This window comes from Streptomyces sp. NPDC042100 (assembly GCF_055582325.1).
On the sequence record NZ_JBVJDK010000015.1, the window covers coordinates 1 to 20,309 of the forward strand.

Annotated in this window: 23 protein-coding genes and 2 pseudogenes; 14 read left to right on the forward strand and 11 right to left on the reverse strand. The window is 68.8% G+C overall.

Translation table 11 applies throughout. From position 1 onward, the window contains the following. Positions 1-110: 110 nt before the first annotated feature. Complete coding sequence (locus tag ACZ6J5_RS28995) at positions 111-275, reverse strand: hypothetical protein (protein WP_469396384.1); 165 nt, start codon at positions 273-275, stop codon at positions 111-113. A gap of 92 nt (positions 276-367) precedes the next feature. Further along, positions 368-658, reverse strand: coding sequence for a hypothetical protein (locus ACZ6J5_RS29000; protein ID WP_469396385.1), 291 nt, complete (start codon positions 656-658; stop codon positions 368-370). Positions 659-945: 287 nt separating this feature from the next. Between ACZ6J5_RS29000 and ACZ6J5_RS29005 the strand changes: the two genes are divergently transcribed. Then, positions 946-1,197 carry a hypothetical protein gene (locus tag ACZ6J5_RS29005; RefSeq protein ID WP_469396387.1) on the forward strand — a complete coding sequence of 84 codons (252 nt, stop codon included), beginning with the start codon at positions 946-948 and terminating at the stop codon, positions 1,195-1,197. Here the strand turns inward: ACZ6J5_RS29005 and ACZ6J5_RS29010 are convergent. From ACZ6J5_RS29010 to ACZ6J5_RS29025, 4 genes are all read right to left on the reverse strand, one after another. Next, positions 1,178-1,624, reverse strand: coding sequence for a hypothetical protein (locus tag ACZ6J5_RS29010; protein WP_469396388.1), 447 nt, complete (start codon positions 1,622-1,624; stop codon positions 1,178-1,180). The genes ACZ6J5_RS29005 and ACZ6J5_RS29010 overlap by 20 nt on opposite strands. A 164-nt stretch (positions 1,625-1,788) precedes the next feature. Further along, positions 1,789-2,130, reverse strand: a complete 342-nt coding sequence (locus ACZ6J5_RS29015; RefSeq protein WP_469396681.1) for an aldo/keto reductase — start codon at positions 2,128-2,130, stop codon at positions 1,789-1,791. Between the two features lie 117 nt (positions 2,131-2,247). Beyond that, a complete protein-coding gene (locus ACZ6J5_RS29020; protein WP_469396389.1) occupies positions 2,248-2,682 on the reverse strand; it encodes a cupin domain-containing protein in 435 nt (144 codons plus the stop codon). A 58-nt stretch (positions 2,683-2,740) separates the two neighbouring features. Further along, positions 2,741-3,061 carry a carboxymuconolactone decarboxylase family protein gene (locus tag ACZ6J5_RS29025; RefSeq protein ID WP_469396391.1) on the reverse strand — a complete coding sequence of 107 codons (321 nt, stop codon included), beginning with the start codon at positions 3,059-3,061 and terminating at the stop codon, positions 2,741-2,743. Between the two features lie 208 nt (positions 3,062-3,269). Here ACZ6J5_RS29025 and ACZ6J5_RS29030 point away from each other — a divergent pair, with 208 nt between their 5' ends. The 6 genes from ACZ6J5_RS29030 (at position 3,270) to ACZ6J5_RS29055 (ending at position 10,708) form a co-directional block, all read left to right on the forward strand. Next, complete coding sequence (locus ACZ6J5_RS29030) at positions 3,270-4,163, forward strand: helix-turn-helix transcriptional regulator (RefSeq protein WP_469396392.1); 894 nt, start codon at positions 3,270-3,272, stop codon at positions 4,161-4,163. A gap of 146 nt (positions 4,164-4,309) precedes the next feature. Continuing rightward, a complete protein-coding gene (locus tag ACZ6J5_RS29035; RefSeq protein ID WP_469396394.1) occupies positions 4,310-5,728 on the forward strand; it encodes an MFS transporter in 1,419 nt (472 codons plus the stop codon). 233 nt (positions 5,729-5,961) lie between these two features. Continuing rightward, a complete protein-coding gene (locus ACZ6J5_RS29040) occupies positions 5,962-6,237 on the forward strand; it encodes an HPr family phosphocarrier protein (RefSeq protein WP_469396396.1) in 276 nt (91 codons plus the stop codon). Between the two features lie 101 nt (positions 6,238-6,338). Further along, complete coding sequence (locus ACZ6J5_RS29045) at positions 6,339-8,279, forward strand: beta-glucoside-specific PTS transporter subunit IIABC (protein WP_469396397.1); 1,941 nt, start codon at positions 6,339-6,341, stop codon at positions 8,277-8,279. 40 nt (positions 8,280-8,319) lie between these two features. Then, a complete protein-coding gene (locus tag ACZ6J5_RS29050; protein WP_469396398.1) occupies positions 8,320-9,756 on the forward strand; it encodes a glycoside hydrolase family 1 protein in 1,437 nt (478 codons plus the stop codon). 91 nt (positions 9,757-9,847) lie between these two features. Further along, positions 9,848-10,708 (forward strand): PRD domain-containing protein, encoded by an 861-nt coding sequence (locus tag ACZ6J5_RS29055; protein WP_469396400.1) that lies wholly within the window; start codon positions 9,848-9,850, stop codon positions 10,706-10,708. Positions 10,709-11,455: 747 nt separating this feature from the next. On the opposite strand, the gene ACZ6J5_RS29060 is transcribed toward ACZ6J5_RS29055, so the two are convergent. Next, on the reverse strand, positions 11,456-12,124 hold the full coding sequence (locus ACZ6J5_RS29060) for a TetR/AcrR family transcriptional regulator (protein WP_306314225.1): 669 nt from the start codon (positions 12,122-12,124) through the stop codon (positions 11,456-11,458). A gap of 58 nt (positions 12,125-12,182) precedes the next feature. Here ACZ6J5_RS29060 and ACZ6J5_RS29065 point away from each other — a divergent pair, with 58 nt between their 5' ends. From ACZ6J5_RS29065 to ACZ6J5_RS29075, 3 genes and pseudogenes are all read left to right on the forward strand, one after another. Then, positions 12,183-13,631, forward strand: a complete 1,449-nt coding sequence (locus ACZ6J5_RS29065) for an MFS transporter (protein ID WP_469396401.1) — start codon at positions 12,183-12,185, stop codon at positions 13,629-13,631. Continuing rightward, positions 13,628-14,023 carry a cupin gene (locus ACZ6J5_RS29070; protein ID WP_469396402.1) on the forward strand — a complete coding sequence of 132 codons (396 nt, stop codon included), beginning with the start codon at positions 13,628-13,630 and terminating at the stop codon, positions 14,021-14,023. The genes ACZ6J5_RS29065 and ACZ6J5_RS29070 overlap by 4 nt, the downstream gene beginning before the upstream one ends. A gap of 81 nt (positions 14,024-14,104) precedes the next feature. Beyond that, positions 14,105-14,311 (forward strand): annotated as a pseudogene (locus ACZ6J5_RS29075) (Lrp/AsnC ligand binding domain-containing protein); the annotation flags it as partial. Positions 14,312-15,152: 841 nt separating this feature from the next. On the opposite strand, the gene ACZ6J5_RS29080 reads toward ACZ6J5_RS29075, so the two are convergent. Continuing rightward, entirely contained in the window at positions 15,153-15,662 is a 510-nt protein-coding gene (locus ACZ6J5_RS29080) for a hypothetical protein (RefSeq protein WP_469396404.1), read from the reverse strand. A gap of 276 nt (positions 15,663-15,938) precedes the next feature. On the opposite strand from ACZ6J5_RS29080, the gene ACZ6J5_RS29085 reads away from it, so the two are divergent. Next, complete coding sequence (locus tag ACZ6J5_RS29085) at positions 15,939-16,427, forward strand: hypothetical protein (protein WP_469396406.1); 489 nt, start codon at positions 15,939-15,941, stop codon at positions 16,425-16,427. Positions 16,428-16,485: 58 nt separating this feature from the next. Here ACZ6J5_RS29085 and ACZ6J5_RS29090 read toward each other — a convergent pair whose 3' ends face one another. Then, positions 16,486-16,935: a hypothetical protein gene (locus ACZ6J5_RS29090; RefSeq protein WP_469396408.1), complete on the reverse strand. Its 450-nt coding sequence runs from the start codon at positions 16,933-16,935 to the stop codon at positions 16,486-16,488. A 33-nt stretch (positions 16,936-16,968) separates the two neighbouring features. On the opposite strand from ACZ6J5_RS29090, the gene ACZ6J5_RS29095 reads away from it, so the two are divergent. From ACZ6J5_RS29095 to ACZ6J5_RS29105, 3 genes and pseudogenes are all read left to right on the forward strand, one after another. Beyond that, positions 16,969-17,553 carry a lysostaphin resistance A-like protein gene (locus ACZ6J5_RS29095; protein WP_469396410.1) on the forward strand — a complete coding sequence of 195 codons (585 nt, stop codon included), beginning with the start codon at positions 16,969-16,971 and terminating at the stop codon, positions 17,551-17,553. A gap of 54 nt (positions 17,554-17,607) precedes the next feature. Further along, positions 17,608-17,739, forward strand: coding sequence for a hypothetical protein (locus ACZ6J5_RS29100; RefSeq protein ID WP_469396411.1), 132 nt, complete (start codon positions 17,608-17,610; stop codon positions 17,737-17,739). 250 nt (positions 17,740-17,989) lie between these two features. Continuing rightward, a pseudogene (locus ACZ6J5_RS29105) lies at positions 17,990-18,568 on the forward strand (hypothetical protein). Here the strand turns inward: ACZ6J5_RS29105 and ACZ6J5_RS29110 are convergent. Both ACZ6J5_RS29110 and ACZ6J5_RS29115 read right to left on the reverse strand, forming a co-directional pair. Continuing rightward, positions 18,525-19,316, reverse strand: coding sequence for an IS5 family transposase (locus ACZ6J5_RS29110; RefSeq protein ID WP_469396413.1), 792 nt, complete (start codon positions 19,314-19,316; stop codon positions 18,525-18,527). The pseudogene ACZ6J5_RS29105 and the gene ACZ6J5_RS29110 overlap by 44 nt on opposite strands. Before the next feature lie 269 nt (positions 19,317-19,585). Then, entirely contained in the window at positions 19,586-20,125 is a 540-nt protein-coding gene (locus ACZ6J5_RS29115; RefSeq protein ID WP_469396415.1) for a hypothetical protein, read from the reverse strand. Between the last annotated feature and the right edge of the window lie 184 nt (positions 20,126-20,309).

Sequence of the window (20,309 nt, forward strand, 5' to 3'; positions counted from 1 at the left end):
GCAGATCGCGTAGACCGTCACGTCACCGTCCTGGGTGGCGAGGACGGCGGCGGGGGCCGACCCGGCGACCACGACGATGCCGACGAGCGACAGCAAAACGGTGCGCTTCATCATCCCCACAACTTGCGGTAGTTGGCCTGGTCGACGGCGGTCGGCTTGTCGACGTCGCTCTTCTTGTTCCACATGACCGACAGGTAGTCGCCCGACTTGTGGCACAGGCCCAGGGCGTGCCCGAGCTCGTGCACGAGGACGTTGCGCTTGTAGGGGGCCGTCATGCGGTCGATGTTGTGCTTGTTCAGGTGGATGTAGTCGGTCTGGGCGATGCCGCCCCGGCGTTCCCAGTACGCGCCGATGGTGTCGGCCTTGCTTAGTCCACGAACTCCAGGTCGTTCACGGTGTTCGCGGCGTCGGGCGCGATGTTGATCTTCCGGAGCTTGTTCCACTCGGTGATCGCGTGGGTTCGCTCCGAGCCGTACTTGGACGACTCGGTCCACCGGATCTCGCCCTCGTCAACGCAGCAGTCCGACATGGACTCGGTGTCGCCTTCCTCGCATGGCGCGGCGGCGACCGCCCGAGCGGTGACGTACGGGGCGTTCACGACGGCCAGGGCGAGGAGCACAGCAGCCCCCAGCGAAAGGGTCACCTGGCGAAACGCCATAGGCATCCCTGGTCGGATAGGCGAGGAGCCAGACCCCAGCGGCCCGCCGACACGACACGCGAGGCGAGGTTCAGGGTGTCACCCGAACGAGACCGCCGCGTCCGCGGTCCGGTGCTGAGCGGGATCGGCGTACCGCACGGCGTTGGTCAGTACGGCCGGGTTACCGAGACGGCAAGCTTCGTATGGCACGTCCAACCCCGGGCACCCGGCAGCGTCACGGCTTCCCGGCCAGGACCACCCAGGAGTGCCCGAACCGAGCCTCGCCGCGCGGCCGTACGATGACCGGCGTGACAGACCGCCGCACCCTGGGCCCCGGACCGCAGACACGCGTCGTCGCGACCCAGGCCGACCTCCACGCCGCCATCCCCGGCGCCCGCCTCCCCGACCTCGCCGAGCTGCGCGGCAACGGGCTCTTCAACCCCCGGCCCCGCACCGCGCCGAGCAGACGCCGCACGCTCGGCGCCGGCGTTGACGAGCCCGGCGGGCCAACCGCCGCCGACGCTCCGCTCCGGGGTCTGATCACCGGAACGGGCAACTGATGGGTACGGGGGCTGAACTTGTGTGGGGCTTGGCGTGCGGGGCCGCTGCTTTGGCGGTGTCGTTCAACTTCCGCGATCTTGCCTCGCGGATCCACGGCTTCATGGCGAGCACCGTCGGTGTGAACCGGCTGATGACGCCGACAACCGTCAGGGTCGCGTGTGGTGTTCTCGCTGCTGCTTCGCTGGTCAGCGTCGTGGTCGGCCCGGCCCGGACCTTCGGCTCCTGATGGTCACCGGCCGGGGCCGCACGGGCGGCGTACCGTCGTGCGGCAAGGCCGCTGATCAGCGCGGAAGAGTACGCGTCGTCGCGATCCAGGCCGACCCCCATGCCGCCCCTATCCCCCGACCTCGGCGAGCAGTGCGCGGCTGGCGTCGGGGCCCACTGCGGTCCGCGGCCGAGCAGCAGGGCTTTCATCGTGTCGGTCATGTGGGGCTCCTTCGCTTCGGCCGCGGATGGTGGCGGCATCCGTTGGTGAGACGGGACCAGCCGCCCGTGCTGCGGGGCAGAGCGGCCCGGGTGCGTGCTACTGGCCGCTTTGGTGAGACGGGACCAGCCGCCCGTGCTGCGGGGCAGAGCGGCCCGGGTGCGTGCTAATGGCCGCTGTAGACGGGGAAGGCGGCGTGCTTGCCGTAATCCCGCTCGTCGAGGGTGCGCAGTGCGGCCATGTCCGCTTCGGAGATCTCGAAGCCGAGGGCCGCGTTGGCGCGCATGTGCTCGGGGTTCACGGTCTTCGGCAGCGGCTGGGTGCCCAGTTGGAGGGCGTAGCGGATGCGTGGCTGCGGGACGCTCACCCCGTACTTCTCGGCGATCACGGTGATGCGGCGGCTGTCGAGGAGCGTGCCGTGCGCGATCGGTGAGTACGCCTGCACCAGGATGTTGTGGTCCTCGCAGAACGCCAGCAGGTCGGCCGGGGTGTTCCCGGCATTCAGCAGTACCTGATTAACCTGGGGGCGACGGAACCGTGGGCGAGGGTGTTCTCCAGGTCGGACGTCAGGAAGTTCGACGGATCTCGACGCCGCCTGCCAGCGTGTAGGTCTCGTCCAGGATGGTCATGCGTGGGCTCCGTTCTTCGGCAGCGTGCCATAGGTCTCGTCGGTGACGGGCTCCAGCCATTCGTTGCTGACGCCGTCGCCCGGGGTGATGAAGGCGAGGTGGGAGAACCACGAGTCGGCCTTGGCACCGTGCCAGTGCTTGGTGCCCGCCGGCACCTGCACCACTGTTCCCGGTTCCATGCTGACGGGCTCCTCGCCCTGGGCCTGGTACCAGCCGCTGCCCGCCGTACACAGCAGGACCTGGTCACCGGCGCCGCCGGTGCCGTGGTGGATGTGCCAGTTGTTGCGGCAGCCCGGCTCGAAGGAGACGTTGCTGACGGGCACACTGCCCGAGGTGAGCGGAGCCAGGTAGCTCTGGCCGATGAAGTACTCGGCGAAGGCGTGGTTCTTCTCCCCGAGCGGGAAGACCTGGTCGAATGCGTGGTCAGTCATGTCGTTCTCTCCTGCTGTGCCGCCGGTGGGGGATTCGGTGTGCTGGTTGCGTGGAGGGTCAGGCGGACCGCTCGTCCGTGATCTTCTTCAGCCGGGTGATGGCGGTCATGGCGTTGGGCCATCCTGCGTAGAAGCCCAGGTGCGTGATCGCCTCGGACAGCTCCTGCACGCTGAGCCCGTTGCCCAGGGCTGTGTTCAGGTGGTAGTCGAGCTGCTCGGTGCGGTACAGGGCAGCCAGCACGCTGACGGTGACCAGGCTGCGGTCCCTGGGCGACAGCTCGGGCCGCTCCCACACGTCGGCGAACAGGACCTCGTTGGTCACCTCGTACAGCTTCGGTGCGATCTGGGCCAGCTCCTGGGGTGCGGACTGCTTCGGCATGGCGCGTCTCCTCGACAAGATGGTGCTATCCCCGCTGCCACGGTTGACGTCACGCGCCCTCCGGTATCCGGATTTCCGGGACTGCGGGCGGCCCCTGTGGGGGCTTGCCATCGAGGAAACCGCAGTTCACGAGCGTGAAGAAGGGCCTGCTGTTACAGGTAATGACAGACCCCCCCAGATAGGCTCATACTCGCCTAGCCTGGACGGCGTGAGTACCGAGAGCGACATACGCGACTTCCTGACCTCGCGCCGCGCCAGGATCACCCCACAGCAGGCCGGGCTGCCCGCGTTCGGCGGCAACCGGCGGGTTCCGGGGCTGCGGCGGGAGGAAGTGGCCCTGCTCGCGGGCGTCAGCATCGACTACTACGTCCGCCTCGAACGCGGCCACCTCGCCGGCGCCTCCGAAGAAGTCCTCGATGCACTGGCCAGGGCCCTGCAGCTGGACGACGCGGAGCGCGCCCACCTGCACGACCTGGCCCGCGCCGCCGCCCGCCGCCCGGCCCGGCGCGCCCCGCGGCCCCGCGGACCGCTGCCGGACAGCGTGCTGCGGGTGCTCAACTCCATGACCGACTGCCCGGCCTTCATCCGCAACGGCCGCCTCGACGTCCTCGCCACCAACATCCTCGGCCGCGCCCTGTACAGCCCGCTCTACGCAAGCCCACGCGCTGCCGGGCAGGCGGTCAACATCGCCCGCTTCCAGTTCCTGGACCCCGCCGGACGCAACTTCTTCCCGCACTGGGAAGAGTCGGTGAACACCACCGTCTCGCTGCTGCGCACCGAAGCCGGGCGCGCGCCCGGCGACAGCGATCTCACGGGGCTGATCGGGGAACTGGTCACCCGCAACGACGAGTTCCGCGCCGCGTGGGCCAAGCACAACGTGCGCCTGCACGTCACCGGCCGCAAAGCCTTCCGCCACCCCGTGGTGGGGGAGGTGACGCTGGGCTTCGACGCGATGGAACTGCCCGCCCAGCCCGGCCTCACCCTGACCGCCTACAGCACCCCGCCGCACACCCCCGACCACGACCGTCTCCAGCTGCTGGCCGCGTGGGCGGCCACCGAGCATCCCGCACCGGCACCCGACAGCCCGGACCGAAGCCGGTAGCACGCCCCGCCCCCGCGGGAGCGGCCCGCCCACCACCGTCACCCCGCACGGCAGACAGCTGGCCGTCCGGAGTGCACGGCCTGCCCGGACATCACGCGCGCCGCCACGCCCCATTCCGCTCATCTTTCTGTTCAGGAGTTTTCACCGTGCACCGCACCGGTCCCTCGCCGATATCCGCGGACACCGCACCGCTTGCGCCGCAGGCTCTGTCCGGTCGCCGGGCGCGGGCCGCGCTGGCGGTGTCGGTGATCGGTTTCGGCATCGTGACCCTGGACGCCCTGGTCGTGAACGTTGCCCTGCCCACCATCCAGGACGAGCTGGGCGGCGGGCTGGCCGGGCTGCAGTGGGTCGTCGACGGGTACACCCTGATGTTCGCCGGGCTGCTGCTGTCCGCCGGCGCCCTCACCGACCGGTTCGGCGCCAAGCGCACGTACGCTGCCGGTTTCGGCGTGTTCCTGGGCTCCTCGGCCGCCTGCGGCCTCGCTCCGAGCCTGGGGCTGCTGGTCGCGGCCCGGCTGTTGCAGGGGGCAGGCGCCGCGCTGATGCTGCCCGCCTCCATGGCGTTGATACGGGAGGCTTTTCCCGAGGCGCGCGCCCGCGCACGGGCACTGTCGATCTGGGCACTGGGGGCGGCCGTGGGGTCCGCCGCTGGGCCGCTGGCCGGAGGGGCGCTGGCCCAGTGGAGCTGGCGGGCGATCTTCTTCGTGAACCTGCCGCTCGGGCTGTTGGTCCTTCTTCTGTTCCGCCGGATCGCCTCCTCACCTCGACATGCGGTGGTCTGGGACCTGCCCGGCCAAATCCTGGCGATGGCCGCCATGTGCGCGCTGGTCTTCGCCGTGATCGAAGCGGGCAGCACCGGACCCGCGTCCTGGCCGGTGCTCGCGGCGCTGGGATTCGCGCTCGTCTGCGCGCTCGCTTTCGTACGCGTACAGAGACGTACAGCACACCCGGTGGTGCCACCAGGCCTGGTGAGAGACCCCGGTGTGGCCGTTCCGCTGCTGGCGGGGTTCGCGTTCACGGCCGCCTTCTATGGGCTGGTGTTCCTGCTGAGCCTGTACTTCCAGCAGGAACGCGGGCTCTCCGTGTGGCAGGCGGGGCTGGCGTTTCTCCCGATGACCTGTCTGTCCGCAGTGGGCAACCTGCTCGCGCCGCGCGTCTGTGACCGGCTGGGCGCACGGGCAACGATCGCGGCCGGTCTGGCACTGATGGCGCTCGCCATGGCGGCGACGGCAGCCCTGGTTTCCAGCGCACCCGTATGGGCGGTGGTCGCTCTCATGGTGCCCGTGGGCCTGGGCGGCTCCCTGGCCGTGCCGTCCATGACCACACTGCTGCTGGACAATGCCCCCGCAGAACGCGCCGGAACCGCCGGCGGCCTGCTCAACACCTCCCGGCAGATCGGCGGGGCGCTCGCGGTGGCGGGCATCGGCTCCCTGCTCGCTACCAAACCCTTCCTGAAGGCGATGCGTCTGTCGCTGGCCCTCACGGTCGTCCTGCTGCTCGCCGCGGCGGCCGTGACTCAGTTCACCGGGCGCCGAACAAGGCGCGAAGAGCCGGAAGTCACGTGAATTCCGGGCCCTTGGGCCAGTTGACAGGGAACACTCCGGATGATTGATTGGGAACGCGAGAATGAATTCTCGCAACCGAGATTTGGGCATGTCACTCGCTTAACCGCGAAGCAAGACCCAAGCTCTGACACCACCTCACTTCGTACGGTGTCACGGCTTGGGTCTTTTTGTTGCCCGAAAACGGTCGTCCGAACCCTGGAGAGTGACCCTCTCCCGATTCTTGCGAGGTTTTTGTGTACGAGCGCACCGCCACCATCGCCGACCCCGCCGGCCTCCACGCCCGGCCTGCCGGAGCTTTCGTCAAGGCGGTCACCGCGACCGGCCTGGACGTCTCTATCGCCCCTGCCGGAGCCGAACCCCAGCAGGTCCAGGATGCCCGGAGCCTGCTCGGCCTCATGACCCTGGGCCTGCGCGGCGGAGACCGGGTCACTCTGCGCTCCGCAGGTCCGAACGCCGTGCAGAAGCTGGACGAACTGGCCGCCCTCCTGGAAACCCGACCGGAAAGCTGAGACCAGAAATCTCTCACCCGGTTTTCCTCTTTCGGCCTCACCCCTGCATAATTCCCCCGGGGTGAATTTCAGCCCCTCCTCCTGCAAAGGCACGGACGAAGATGAGCAAGAAATACGCTCAGCTCGCAGAAGAGATCGTCGACCTCGTCGGCGGTGCGGACAACATTGATTCGGTGTATCACTGCCAGACGCGGCTGCGTTTTGTACTGCACGATGACGCCAAGGCCGACAGGGCGGGGCTGGAGCGGCATGACGGTGTCGTCAAGGCGGTCCTGGGCAGTGGCGTGCTGCAAGTGGTGGTCGGCCTGCACGTCCAAGACGTCCACCGGGCTGTCGAGAGGCGGCTCGCCCTGCTCGGTCACGCCGCCTCAGCCGCGGCCGACGCGCCCCGTGCGGAGAAGGACCGCAAGGGACCCGCGGGCAGACTCATCGACTTCATCGCGGGCATCTTCATGCCGATCATCCCCGCCCTGTCGGGAGCGGGCATGATAAAGGCGCTCCTCGCGCTGCTCGTCGTGCTCGGCTGGGTCGGCACAGACTCCCAGACCTACCAACTGCTGAGCTTCTTCGCCGACGCGGTCTTCTACTTCCTGCCGTTCCTGCTGGCCTTCTCCGCAGCCAGGAAGCTGGAGTGCAACCCCATCCTCGCTGCGGGCGTCGCCGGGATCATGCTGCATCCGGCCTGGGTCGCCATGGTGCAGGAAGGCAAGCCGGTCCACCTCTTCGAGGTACTCCCCGTCCACCTCACCGCCTACGGTTCCTCGGTCATTCCGATCATCCTGGTCGTCCTCGTCCAGTCGTACGTGGAGAAGGCGCTGAACCGGATCGTCCCGAACGCCGTGAACCTGGTCTTCGTGCCCATGCTCACCTTCCTGATCATGGGCACCCTCTCGCTCACGCTGATCGGCCCGGCCGGCGGATTCCTCGGCGGCTACCTGGCCACCGCATTCACTTTCCTGTCCACCCATGCCTCCTGGGCCCCACCCCTGATCATTGGCTCTCTGCTCCCCCTCATGGTGATGCTGGGCCTGCACAACGCGGTAGCCCCGGTGGGAGTGGTCCAGCTCGCCCAGACCGGACGCGAGAGCATCTTCGGACCCGGCGCCCTGTGCTCCAACATCGCCGTCGGCCTGGCCACGTTGATCGTCGCTCTGCGCACCAAGGACCGCAAAGTCCGCCAGATCGCGACCGCAGGCGGCGTCACCGCCCTCATGGGGGTCACCGAGCCCGCCCTCTACGGTGTTCTCCTGCCCCGCAAGTACCCGCTGATCGCGTCCTGCATCGGCGGCGGAGCAGCGGGCCTGTACGCGGGGCTGACCCAGACGGCCCGCTTCGCCACCGGCTCCTCCGGCATCCCGGCCGTCCTGCTGTACATCGGCGACGACACTATGCGCCACCTGGCGAACATGCTCGTCGCCATGGGAATCGGCGCTGCGGTCACCGCGGTACTCACTCTGGTGCTGTCCTGGAAGTACGAGAAGTCCTTCGCGCCAGAGGGAACCGAACCCTCCGCCACGGCGGGAACACAGGACGGCGACCCGGCCGCCCCGACGACAGGCACCGCCACGACGACCGTCGTACAAGCCGGCACCACTTCGCTGACCGCTCCGTGCGCCGGCACAGTGGTGCCCCTCGACGACGTGGCCGACCCCGTGTTCTCCTCCGGTGCCATGGGGCCCGGAGTCGGCATCGAACCTGCTGACGGCCGCATCGTCGCTCCCTGTGCGGGGACAGTCATGGTTGCCATGGACAGCGGGCACGCCTTCGGTATCCGCACCGACGACGGCGTGGAAGTCCTCGTCCACGTCGGCATCGACACCGTCACCATGAACGGCACCGGCTTCACCGCCCCCGTCGCTCGCGGCACCCGCGTCGCAGCAGGAGACCACCTCGTCTCCGCCGACCTCCGCGCCATCACAGCCGCAGGTCATCCACGGACGGTCCTGCTCATCATCACCAACCACGACAGCGACGAACCCATCACCGTCCACACCGACGGCACCGTCACCACCAGCGACAGTCTCCTCGCCCTCGCTCCTTGAAAGCCCTTCCCCTCACCCGCGACCGCAAGGAACAACTCCCGTGCAGCACTCCCAGCCCACCCTCTTCCCCGCCGACTTCCTGTGGGGCGCATCCACCTCGGCCTACCAGGTCGAAGGCGCCTGGAACGAGGACGGCAAGGGCCCCTCCGTCATCGACGCCCGTACAGACCGCCCCGAAGGCACCGCCGACTTCACCGTCGCCTCCGGCCACTACCACCACTACGCCGAGGACGTCGCCCTGTTCGCCGAGATGGGGCTGAAGGCCTATCGCTTCTCCGTTGCCTGGACCCGCATCCTCCCCGACGGCGACGGAGCGGAGAACCCGGCCGGGATCGCCTTCTACCACCGCCTCATCGACGCCCTCCTCGACCACGGCATCGAACCCGTCCTGACGATGTACCACTTCGACCTGCCACAGGCCCTCGACGGCAAGGGCGGCTGGAGCAACCCCGCCACCGTCGACGCCTTCGTCCGCTACGCCCGCATCCTCTACCGCGAGTATGGCCACAAGGTCCGCCTGTGGCTGACCATCAACGAGCAGAACATGATGATCCTGCACGGTGACGCCATCGGCACCACCAAGCTGACCGGCGACGCCGGGAAGAAGGACCTCTACCAGCAGAACCACCACATGTTCCTGGCGCAGGCCCGCGCCATGGCCCTGTGCCACGACCTGCTTCCCGAGGCCAAGATCGGCCCCGCCCCCAACATCTCCTACATCTACCCCGCCACCTGTGCCCCCGGCGACGTGCTGGCCGCCGACGACTGGAACGCCGTCCGCAACTGGCTCTACACCGACCTCGCCGTCCACGGCACCTACCACCCCCTCGCCTGGACCTACCTCACCGAGAAGGGCTACGCCCCCACGATCGGCGACGACGACAACGCGATCCTGGCCGCCGGCAAGCCGGACTTCATCGCCTTCAACTACTACGCCACCCAGACCGTCGGAGCCTCCCGCGGTGACGCCTCCGACCTGACCATCCGCGGCGCCGACCAGCAGATCGTCCGCGGCGAGATCGGCTTCTACCGCGGCGCGGACAACCCCCACCTGGAGAAGAACGCCTTCGGCTGGGACATCGACCCCGACGGCTTCCGCACCACCATGCGCCACCTCCACGACCGCTACCGCCTTCCCCTGATCATCACGGAGAACGGGCTCGGCGCTTTCGACACCCTCACCGACGACGGACGCGTCCACGACGACTACCGCATCGACTACCTGCGCCGCCACATCGAACAGATCCAGCGCGCCCTCAGCGACGGCATCGACGTCTTCGGCTACTGTCCCTGGTCCGCCCTCGACCTGATCTCCACCCACCAGGGCTGCGCCAAACGGTACGGATTCATCCACGTCGACCGCGACGAGACCGATCCGAAGAACCTGGCCCGCTCCCGCAAGGACAGCTTCTTCTGGTACCGCGACCTCATCGCCCGCGACGGCAACGACCTCCACCGCCCCCACGGCACCCCCTGACTCCAGCCCGCGACAACCGCGGCGCGCGCCATACCCACCACCAGCCGGTGCGCGCCGCGCTTCCGCCGCCCTCAGCGAAGAGAGCACGTCGGTGCACGTCAAACGCGTCCTCAACAACAACGCCGTCATCGCCGAGCACGAAGGCCGCGACCTCGTCGCACTCGGCCGCGGACTCGGCCACTCCCGGCGCCCCGGCGACGCCCTCGACCCGCAGAAGATCGACCAGATCTTCACCGCCGAGACCACCACCGCCACCGACGAAGAGCACCTCGGCCACTTCCTCACCGACACCCCCATGGCCGCGATCCGCGCCGCCGGACGTGTCGCCGATCTCGCCCACGAGCACCTCGGCCTGCGCATCACCCAAAGCCTCGTCCTGCCCCTGGCCGACCACCTCCACTACGCGGCCCAGCGCGCCCGCGAGAACATCCCCGCCCAGTTCCCCCTCGCCTGGGAGATCTCCCAGCTCTACCCCCGCGAACTCGCCACTGCCCGTACCGCCGTCACCCAGGCCGAGTACGCCCTCGACGTCCGCTTCGAACCCGACGAAGCCGTCGCTCTGGCCCTGCACTTCGTCAACGCCCAGTTCGCCGGCACCCACCCCGGCACCGGACAGGCCATGCGCATGACGGAAATCATCACCCAGACCTTCGCGATCATCGACCACACCTTCGGCGTCACCGTCGACCAGCAGTCCATGAACGCCACCCGCTTCGTCACCCACCTGCGCTACCTCTTCACCCGCATCACCAGCGACCAGCAGATCACCGAACCCACCTCCCTCCTCGCCGACGCCATCACCCAGACCCACCCCGAATCAGTCAACTGCGCCGCCAAAATCCAATACCGATTCGAAATGGGACTCGGCTCCCCCCTCACCCGCGACGAAGTCGCCTACCTCGGACTCCACATCAGCCGCCTCATCACCGACCTCCGCACCAAGAGCACGTGAGAGAACCCCTCCCGCCGCGTCCCTGCTCCCAGTCCTTCACGCGGTGCCATACAGCGGTGCTGACCCTTCTGTCGTCACACGTACGAATGACGACAGGTCCGCCGGGTGTCCAATGAACCCGCTGGTTCCGGGGCCCGTCGGCGCATCCGATCCGATCAGATCCGATGACGACCATCGGCGTCTCCGATGATCCGGCGGGTAAGTTCCGACTCGACCTGAAGAGCAGCAACGGGGACATCACCGTCAAAAACCCCTGACACGGTGGTCCATGAGCTGGTATCCGTTCCGGGTGATGACTGGGGCAGGGGCGCTGGCTATTGCCACCTGATTCGACCAGGCGATTCAGCTTGGCGAGGGCCCCTTCGACATTCTTCGGCAGCAGTTCGTGGCTGAGAGCTTCGCAGATGTCCTCGGCCCGTAGCGGTCCGGTCGCATGGTGGAAGGCGGCGAGGATGCCGAGGTAGTCCGGTGCTCGGGCAGGACCGGCACGACGATCGGGCGACGGTCGGCGAGGCCGGCGACGGCGGGTGATCGCGAGGTGCTCCAGGTAGATCTCGGCCTTCCGTAACCGGGCCCGCCGTCCTCGATCTGTGCACGGTGCCCGGCGGAATCCCGATCCCCGGGGGAGAGGCGGCAGCGGCTGCCCGCCAACCTCACGACGACCATGCTCGGCAGAAACGACGGGCGCTGGCACGCTTACGGCACGTCAGCGTCGCGGGTCCTGAAGCGTTGACGGGCGGCGCTCCGTCAGCGGGTGGCGAGGAGGCCGTCCACCAGCGCTCGGAGTCCGTCCAGGTAGGTGTCCTCGGCGGTCAGCGACGCCCAGCGGTCCGCGACCTTGGCCAGGCGGGGAAGCTCCCCCGGGTCGAGATCGGCGAATACTCGCTCCCGGTAGGTCGTACGGTCGTCGTCCGCGCGGCGCCGGGCCGCGGCTGCGCGGACCATGATCTCTCCGGCGGTGTAGTACCAGATCGCGCGGTAACCGCGTACGGCCTGTTCGGGGGTCAGTCCGCACGCGACCAGGCCATCGACGATCTGCTCGACGAACCACAGCGCGGACGTGGACATCAAGTCGTCGGCGGTCAGCACCTCCGTGATCCAAGGGCAGGCGGAGAGCGCCTCGTGGACCGCGGCGGCGGCGGCGATGGTCCGCTCGCGAGGATGGTCGGGCAGTTCGGGCCGGCGCAGGGTTCGGGTCGCGTAATCGTCGAGCAGGAGGACGAGCAGCTCCTCTTTGTCACGGACGTGGTGGTAGAGCGCCATCGGCGTACTGCCGACCTCCGTGGCCAGTCGCCGCATCGTCAGCCGGTCCGCGCCTCCCTCATCCATGATCCGACGAGCTGCCTCGATGATCTCCTCGCGAGAGATACGGGGAGGTCGGCCCAGGGTTTTGCGTGGTGCGGACGGTCGCGGCATGCCCCCCATCATTCCTCAGGTGTGGACAGCGGTGTACCCCGCCGCTTACTTTTCTTACATGTATAGAAACTCTGGAGGGAAGCCCGGAGTGGTGCTGGCGGCAGCCGCCGTCGCCCAGTTCGTGTTCGCCCTGGACATGTCCGTGGTCAACGTCGCCTTACCCGCGATCCGCACGGCGCTGGGATTCACACCGCTCGACCTGTCGTGGGTCGTGCACGTCTACGCGCTCGCGTTCGGCGGGTTCCTGCTGCTGGGCGGCCGCGCCTGCGACCTGTACGGCCGGCGACGGATGTTCGTCCTGGGACTGACAGTCTTCGGGCTGTGCTCGCTGGCAGGAGGGCTGGCCCAGACCCCCTGGCACCTGGTTGCCGCCCGCGCCGGACAGGGCCTGGGCGCCGCCGTGGCCGCGCCCGCCGCGCTGGCGATGCTCACCACCACCTTCGCCGAAGGCCCCCGGCGCGTCCGCGCGCTGGGGGTGTGGAGCGCGGTGAACGCCGCAGGTGGAGCCCTGGGCGTACTGGCGGGTGGACTGCTCACCGAGTACGCGGGCTGGCGCTGGATCATGCTGATCAATCTCCCCATAGTGGCGGTGGCGCTCGCACTCGTCCCCGCAGGGGTGCCCGCCGGAGTGTCACCCGCCCGGCGCGAGAGGCTGGACGTGCCGGGCGCCGCCCTGGCCACCGGCGGAGTCGGACTGCTCGTGCTCGGTGTCGTCCGCACCGACACCCTCGGCTGGAACTCCCGTACCACGTGGGCGACCCTCGGCGCCGCGGCCGTGCTGCTGGCCGCCTTCGTCGTCGTCGAGTCAAGGGCCACCACACCTCTGCTCCGTCTCGGCCTGCTGCGCAGCCGTTGGGTCGGCGGCGCGAACGCCCTCGTGTTCCTGGCCGCAGCCGGGCAGTTCACCGCCTTCTACTTCGTGTCCCTGTACATGCAGCAGGTCCTGGGCATGGGAGCCGCGGCGACCGGCATCGCCTTCCTGCCCTTCTCCCTGGGCCTGGTCGCGGGAACCATCGTGGCCACCCGTCTCACCGCCTCCCGCACGCCCCGGGTCTCCCTGGTGCCCGGCGCCCTGCTGGCCGCCGCAGGCCTGACATGGTTCGCGCTCATCAGCCCCGACGGGAGCTTCCTCACCGACGTACTCGGCCCGTCCCTCGTCACCAGTCTCGGCGCCGGACTGGTCCTGGCCCCGGTCGCCGCCGCCGCAACTACGGGGGTCGCTCCCAGTGAGGCCGGCATGGCCTCCGGCCTGATGAACAGCTCCCGCCAACTCGGCGGCTCCATCGGCCTGGCCATCCTGGCCACCATCGCCGCACATCACACCGGCACGGCCACCGACCCGGCCGCGCTCAATGCCGGCTACGCCCTGGGCCTGGCCCTCGCCGCCGCCGTCTTCGTGCTCGCGGCGGTCGTGGCGATCACCGTCCTGCCAGGTCGCCGGACCGCCATACGGTCACCACAGTCCACCGCCACCACAGACAACCAACTGGAAGGAACTCCGTCATGAGTACCACCGTCGTCGACCTGTTCGCCTCGGCGCTGCACTTCCACCCCGACGGCGACGTCCGAGCCGTCGAGCGCCAGATGACCAGCAGCACCTCCAGGACCTGGCAGATCGCCACGTTCCACGTGGAAACCGATGCCGATGTGCACGCCGACCACTGGGAGATGCACCCGGAGGCGGAGGAAGCGGTGTGCTGCCTGACCGGCGGTGTCCGCCTCTATTTCCGTCCCGACACTCCCGGTGCCACCGAGGACATGGTGCGGCTGCAAGCAGGCACCGCCCTCGTCGTCCCCCGCGGCCGCTGGCACCGCCTGGAACTCGACACCCCCAGCGACCTGATGTCGATCACCCTGCGCCACGGCACCCGCCTCGAACAGCGCACCGACGCCCACTGACCGAACGTGGCCCGGCAAACCGATGCCGGGCCACCACAAGCCCGCCAGCCGGCTACGTCGACCCTGGGGCCAAAGTCGGACGGCGAACCTGACTACCTCCTGCGCGTCGCCACCGCCGACCTCGCCGCCTTCCAGCAGCTTGCCCAGCTGCCTGGGGTCCAGCGCCCGACGTCAACCCTCGTCATGAAGAACGTCATCGGCGATCGGCCCTGCCCGAGTAGCCGGGAGGAAGCTCCCGTGGCCTCCCCGGACAAGAAAGTTCGCTTCCGCCGAGGGCGGCCCGGATAGGACCCGGCGGGGCGCAGCGGGACCCCGCTCTTGAGGAAAGCCAGACGCACAGTGGCGAGGCTGGTTCCTTCACGGTCGGCGATGTCCTGGAGCGACAGGCGGTCCCGTTCGTACCAGGCGCGCCACTGGTCGAGTCGGGTGGCGGTGTGCTGGGTACGGCGGAACCGGGGCGGGCTCCAGTCGACGAGGTGCTGCGACAGCAGGCAGATGACGTGAGCCGTCGTCGTGTTCAAAGTCCGAGCGAGTTGTGCGATCGAGAAGTCCCCGCCAGGCACGGCCTCGTGGAGCTGCGCGACGGTGATGCTGTCTGGGGCGGATACGCGGCGCGCCTGGACACGCTGGTGACCTCGGCGCTGCTGTGCGGCCCGAGCATCGCCGACGATCCGTACATGTCCGCGCCGGTCATCCACTGGCACGACGTCCAGGGCAAAGTACCCAACGACGGCGCGTGGCCGGTGGTCCCCGGGGGAGAGCGGCCGCGCTGGGAGTGGACGCCGATGAAGCGGGTCGGGCCGCTCGCCTTCGGCATGAGCCCGCCCGAGGTCGCCGCCGCCCTCGGTGAGCGCCCCGTCGGCCGGGAAGGCTCCTTCCCGTTCTGGTTCTGGTTCTGGTTCTGGAGAGAGTCCGGAGTGTGGGAGCTGGGCGCGGATCATTTCGAGCGGACCGGGATCAGCGCCCACTATGGCGGGCCTGTACCCCGTTTGGCGGTGTCACCGTCCACGGTCGCACCGGGCCCCAGTTGTTCCACTGGGGAATCACGCTCGTCGGCAACAGCCCGGTCGCCCGCGTCGCGCTACCCGAGGATGCCGGGACCGTGCCGGTCGCAGCGATCAACGAATGGCTATGACCCTGTCTCGCGCGTCATCACATACATGTTCCCGATGTCCGGATCGCCGTACATGAAGAACAGCACCAGCCCATCGTGCTGATCGCGGTCCACGTAGAAGAACCACGTGTATGTCGACGGGGGCTCCGGAGTCGAGGGGTCAGTCGCAGATGCGGGAAAGCGCCTCTCGACTCGTGTCCGGGTCGTCAGCGCGAGTCGGACGACCTGTCCGCCTTCGTCGTCGGTCAGCTGCCAGGTTCCCGTACCGGAGAGACGCCAGCCGTCCTCGAAGTCGAAGGCATCTCCGTCGAGCTTCTCGACAAGAGCCGTCCCGTCCTCGCGAAGCTCCACACGAGTCCCCTCGATGTTCTCCCAGCCCCCGGCCACTTCTGCCTCCGCGGCGTCGTGGAGCCCTGTCCCCTCGTAGTACTGATAGGGGCCGGCGCACGCCGTCAGAACAGCCCAAACCGCCACCAAGCCACCGACGGCCCTCCCCCACGCACGCAGCCTGCCTCCGCCCGCCACCAGGACCTCCCACCCTCAGCCCGTATCGGCCAACCGAGTAGGAGCGGCCGTGGAGAGATACCTTGCCAGACCTGTTGAACGCGTTCAACAGGTCTGGCCATAGAGTGGAAGCCATCCCTACAGCTCGCACCTCCAGCGCTGCCCGCAACCGTCGACAAGCAACACGAACGACGCTTTCGATACACGGCCTACGCCCCTACCTTGGGATCTGGCACTTGCTCGCATGCCCCTGCCCCTCTGCTGCCGCCCGCCGGGCGGCAGGATGGGCGGATGGCAATGAGCGAGACAGAACTGCTGGCCCTCCTGCGCGAACTCGACGACCCCGAGCGGCTGGAACAGCCGCAGCACTACGACCGTGCCGTGACCGGCCTCGCGTTCAGCGGCCTGATCCGCCGGCTCGAAGCGGACTTCGGAGCCCCGTGCGAGTCCGAGCGGGACACCCAGGACTCCAGTGAGTACGGCCGCATCCATGTGCCTGCGGCCGCGACGATCTGCGGAACACGGATCGTGGTCTGCGTGAGCAAGTTCGGTTCCCTCGCCGAGGTATGCGCCGACAATCCGGGGGCCTTCCTCGGCACGGACGAAGCCCGTGAGGAGGGCGCGCTGGATCCCGCTGACCTAGCCACAGTGGAGCAGGCCCTGGCTGAGCTCGGCTACGTGAGCGTCCCGGAAGAACTGCTGGAGAGCGACTACGAGGGCTCCAGCGCGCTGGAGCCCTTCGCGGCGCGGCCCACGTGGTGGACGCGGTTCTTCGGCCTCTGGTGATCCGCCCACCGTGCCCAGCGAGCAGCCTGCCATCTCGCTGAGCACGTTCATCCGTACTTCACCGAACGCATTCTCGCGTACGCCGACACACGGTGACCTGCGACTTCGCCACCTCATCCGGCAGCGTCGCATGGATCCAGCGGCGGCACGACGAGATCGACGCCTGCAGCTTGCGCTCATCGCGGAGCCGCTGGTGGATCGTCGAGACGGCCACCGTCCCGAGCAGGCTCTCGATCGGGTCACGATGCTGGTCGATGTCTGGCCAGGGCACCTGTCTGAGCCTTCTGTCGATGAGGCCGGGGAACCACTCCTTGATCAGCTTCGACCAGTCGGCCTCGCTCATCGGCGGCCCGCCGGGGCTGATCCCGGCCGCTTCAGCTGGCCAAGAACTCCTGACCGTCTTGCGGTCCACCCCCAGCGACGCGGCCAGCTCGCTCTTCGAGCGACCCGCGTACCAGTGGACGTAGATCTCGGTGATGTCGACCGCGACGAACGTTCTCCTCGCCATCCGGGCTGCCCATCGGTCATCTACCGGGCCCCGGTGCGGCGCTGGGTGTGGTTCGTGCCCGTCTCGATGCTGGCCGCCTCCCTCCTCGCGATCAACTACGGGAACCTCGCCGGCCAGCCGCTCGCCATGGTCCTGGCGCTGCTGGCCATGACGGCGTGCGTCGGTATCGGCGAGGAGCTGATGTTCCGCGGAATCGGCGTGCAGGTCTTCAAGAAGGCCGGGTTCAGCGAGGGACGGGGCGCGCTGTGGTCGTCCGTCGTCTTCGGCGCGGTCCACCTCTCCAACGCCATCGGCTCCGGCTTCCAGGCCGTCCTCCAGGCGATCGTGGTCTCCACCTCCGGCTATTTCTTCTACCTCTGCCTTCGCGCCGGCGCCGCCTTGGTGCTGCCCATGCTGGTCCACGGGCTGTGGGACTTCAGCCTCGTCTCCAACGGCGTCGGCCCCGACCCCGAGATGTCCCTCGCGATGCTACTTCCGCTCCTCCTGCAGGTGGTACTCATCGTCGTCCTGCTCGCGCGGCGTCGTTCCATCGAACCCGCCGCCGCACCGGCCCCGGCTCACGGCGACGGCGACACCGCGGCCGGACCGCACCAGCCCCAGCCGGCCCCCGGCCGCTGACCGGCCCAGGGCTCGGCGGAATGCGGGCGTTGCCCCCAGGCCTCCCCGGCCGGTTTGATCAACAGTTCCGGGAAGCACCCGCACGCCCACACCGCCAGGAGGCCCGCCATGTCCGCCGAAGTCCTCGCCGCAGTCCTCGCCATCGTCAACTCGCTCAACCCCGTCGTCGTCCCGATCATCACCTGACCACCAGCCAACCCGGACGAAACGGTCAAATGGCAGCCCCGTATCCCTCGATCAGAGGCGGCGGGACTGCCGGCCTTCCCGCCCGCGACCGGCCACAACCCACCGCTGCGACCCCGGGGACGGCACCGAGCCGTCCTTCCGGATTCAGCTATGCCCACCGCCCTTAGTGGCTGTTGCCTTTCCGGGGTTGAGGGCTGCGTTTCCGCTGTTCAGGCATGGGGTCGGCGCTGTCGGGGAGTGGTGACGTGTCGTGTCGTCGCTCTGGTGGAGGTCGGGGACGCCGTCGGTCGTGGGGCTGCTGGAACAGCGTGAGCTGACCGCTCGCCGTCGTGTGGACGCGCTACGGGAGGAGGCGGACCCTATCCAGGCGGAGCTGGTCGTGGCCGAGCGGGAGTGGAACGAGTGGGTCATCGCCCGGTCACGCGTCGGCGAGGTGCTGTCCCCGGGGCGAAGGAGAGACCGCCGGCCCGGACACCGCCGAGGAGCCGTCGGATCGCGGTGAACCGCCCGCACCGCCTGCATCTTCGGAGGCGGCGAAGCCGAAGTCAGTGGTGCCGACGTGGCGTGCGGGTCTGGCCTGGTCGGCACTGTCGGCCGACTACCAGCGCATCCTGCACGCTCTCGCGGACCGGAACCGGCTCGGTCAAGGCCCGCTGACCTGCCAGGAAATGGCCGGCTGCTTCGGCCTGGACCCGGTGCCCCCGAAGATCCAGGCGTTGCGGTCGAAGGCGAAGCGGCTGACAGCGCGCGGGTGGCTGGCCGAGCCGGCGCCGGGCCGGGCCGGTTCACGCTCGCGAAGGCCGTGGCCGGGCCAGGCGGCGGGTCATGAGCATCGTCGCCGACCAGTAGACCACCGACTCCGCGCTGCCGGTGGACCGTTCGAAGTCCCGCGCGAGGCGGCGGCTTCGCATCAGGTGGGCGAAGAACCGCTCCACGATCCACCGCATGGGCAGCACGACGAAGCCGCGCATGTCGTCACTGCGCTTGACGATCGCCAGGACCAGAGCGAGGACGGCCAGGCAGTGCTCGACGAGGCCGCCCGTGTAGCCGCCGTCGGCCCAGACCAGTGCCAACCGGTGGTGCGCGGCGGCGACCCGGGCGAGCAGAACCTGCCCGGCGGGGTGGTCGCCGACGTCCGCCGAGATGACCATCACCCCCAGCAACAGGCCGAGGGTGTCGACCACGACGTGCCGCTTGCGCCCGTTGACCAGCTTGCCGCCGTCGAAACCGCGGCTGTCACGGCCGACGACGGCATCCGCCTTGACGGACTGGGAATCGATCATGCCCGCGCTCGGCTCCGGGTCCCGCCCGGCCTGCTCGCGGACCTTGCGGCGGAGCCGGTCGTGGAACTCCCTGACCAGACCGTGGTCGCGCCAGCGGCGGAAGAACGCGTAGACCCGGTCCCATGGCGGGAAGTCGGCCGGTATGGCCCGCCACTTCGTTCCGTTGTCGACGAGGTAGCGGACCGCATCCAGTATCGCGCGGTGGCAGTACGCCTCCGGCTGCCCGCCCCGCCCGCGCAGCCAGCCCGGCACCGGTAGTAGCGGCCGCGCCACCGCCCACTCCACATCGCACATGTCCGTCGGGTAGCGGCGCGCACGGACCCCGTGGCCGGCGGCATTCCCGGGCTGGCGTGCCAGGCAGTCACACGCGAGAGTGACCGAAGTGGACCCCGCTCCCGCGATGCCGTAGGACTGCGACAACAGGGCCTCCTGGAACGCTCTTTGGCGTAGACACCCTTCGAGCTACCAAGAGGCTCTGCTTTCATGCACGGCGGCCGCCGCACTCAGCCCATCGAGACTCCCGTTCGACCGGCACCCCTCAAGATCGGAGCGATGCCAGTCGCTCAGGGGTGGCCGACAGTGTCAGCTGCATGCTCCTTGAGGAATGCGCCCGCATGGGCTGCGGCTTCCTCCACGGTCGCGTAGCACGCCCCGTCGCCGGCCGCACCAAGTGCCCCGTCGGCGCCCTCGCCCGTCCAGCTCCAGCCGCCGGATGGCGCCTGGACCAGTTCGGCAGTCCCACCGAAGATTTCAAGGTTGGTCGGGCGGGCTGTCGGAAGCGTCGGGCGGGTGATGGCGTCGGGCCACTTCTTGCGGGCGCCCTGGCGGGTGATGCCCCACACGGCTCCCAACTGCTCGTAACTTGCCCCGTAGGAGCCGGCCGTCGCTGCCGCGTTCGCGGTCAGTCGCTTGACCTCCGCGTCCACCGTTCTCCAAGCAGCAAGGACCGACAGAGCCACCGCTACGGGGTCCGCGTCCCACATGCGGTCCGCGGAAAGCCCGGTCTCTCGGGAGCGAATGGCCGAGGCCAATGGGTTCAAGGCGTCATACAGAGCCTTGTCGAGTTCTACCTGTTCTTCTTGGGTGATCTCAGGCAGCATCATGCGACAACTATAGTTCACGGCCCCATGGGTGACAACTATAGTTACCGCCTGGCGGTGTGATCACGCCCTCGCTCGGCCTAGATCTGCGCCTGACAGAGGCCCCGCCGAAGCCACCTGATCAAGACGCCTGTTCGATCAGCACCGCACAAGATCGGAACGACAACAGCCACTCAGCGAGGGCTGG

Coding starts and splice junctions, on each gene's coding strand:
- ACZ6J5_RS29070 (WP_469396402.1), top strand. CDS start 13,628: ATGAGTACCACCGTCGTCGACCTGTTCGCCTCGGCGCTGCACTTCCAC.
- ACZ6J5_RS29010 (WP_469396388.1), bottom strand. CDS start 1,624: ATGACCGACACGATGAAAGCCCTGCTGCTCGGCCGCGGACCGCAGTGG.
- ACZ6J5_RS29025 (WP_469396391.1), bottom strand. CDS start 3,061: ATGCCGAAGCAGTCCGCACCCCAGGAGCTGGCCCAGATCGCACCGAAG.
- ACZ6J5_RS29000 (WP_469396385.1), bottom strand. CDS start 658: ATGGCGTTTCGCCAGGTGACCCTTTCGCTGGGGGCTGCTGTGCTCCTC.
- ACZ6J5_RS29045 (WP_469396397.1), top strand. CDS start 6,339: ATGAGCAAGAAATACGCTCAGCTCGCAGAAGAGATCGTCGACCTCGTC.
- ACZ6J5_RS29060 (WP_306314225.1), bottom strand. CDS start 12,124: ATGCCGCGACCGTCCGCACCACGCAAAACCCTGGGCCGACCTCCCCGT.
- ACZ6J5_RS29020 (WP_469396389.1), bottom strand. CDS start 2,682: ATGACTGACCACGCATTCGACCAGGTCTTCCCGCTCGGGGAGAAGAAC.
- ACZ6J5_RS29065 (WP_469396401.1), top strand. CDS start 12,183: ATGTATAGAAACTCTGGAGGGAAGCCCGGAGTGGTGCTGGCGGCAGCC.
- ACZ6J5_RS29090 (WP_469396408.1), bottom strand. CDS start 16,935: ATGGCGAGGAGAACGTTCGTCGCGGTCGACATCACCGAGATCTACGTC.
- ACZ6J5_RS28995 (WP_469396384.1), bottom strand. CDS start 275: ATGACGGCCCCCTACAAGCGCAACGTCCTCGTGCACGAGCTCGGGCAC.
- ACZ6J5_RS29110 (WP_469396413.1), bottom strand. CDS start 19,316: ATGTGCGATGTGGAGTGGGCGGTGGCGCGGCCGCTACTACCGGTGCCG.
- ACZ6J5_RS29115 (WP_469396415.1), bottom strand. CDS start 20,125: ATGATGCTGCCTGAGATCACCCAAGAAGAACAGGTAGAACTCGACAAG.
- ACZ6J5_RS29085 (WP_469396406.1), top strand. CDS start 15,939: ATGAGCGAGACAGAACTGCTGGCCCTCCTGCGCGAACTCGACGACCCC.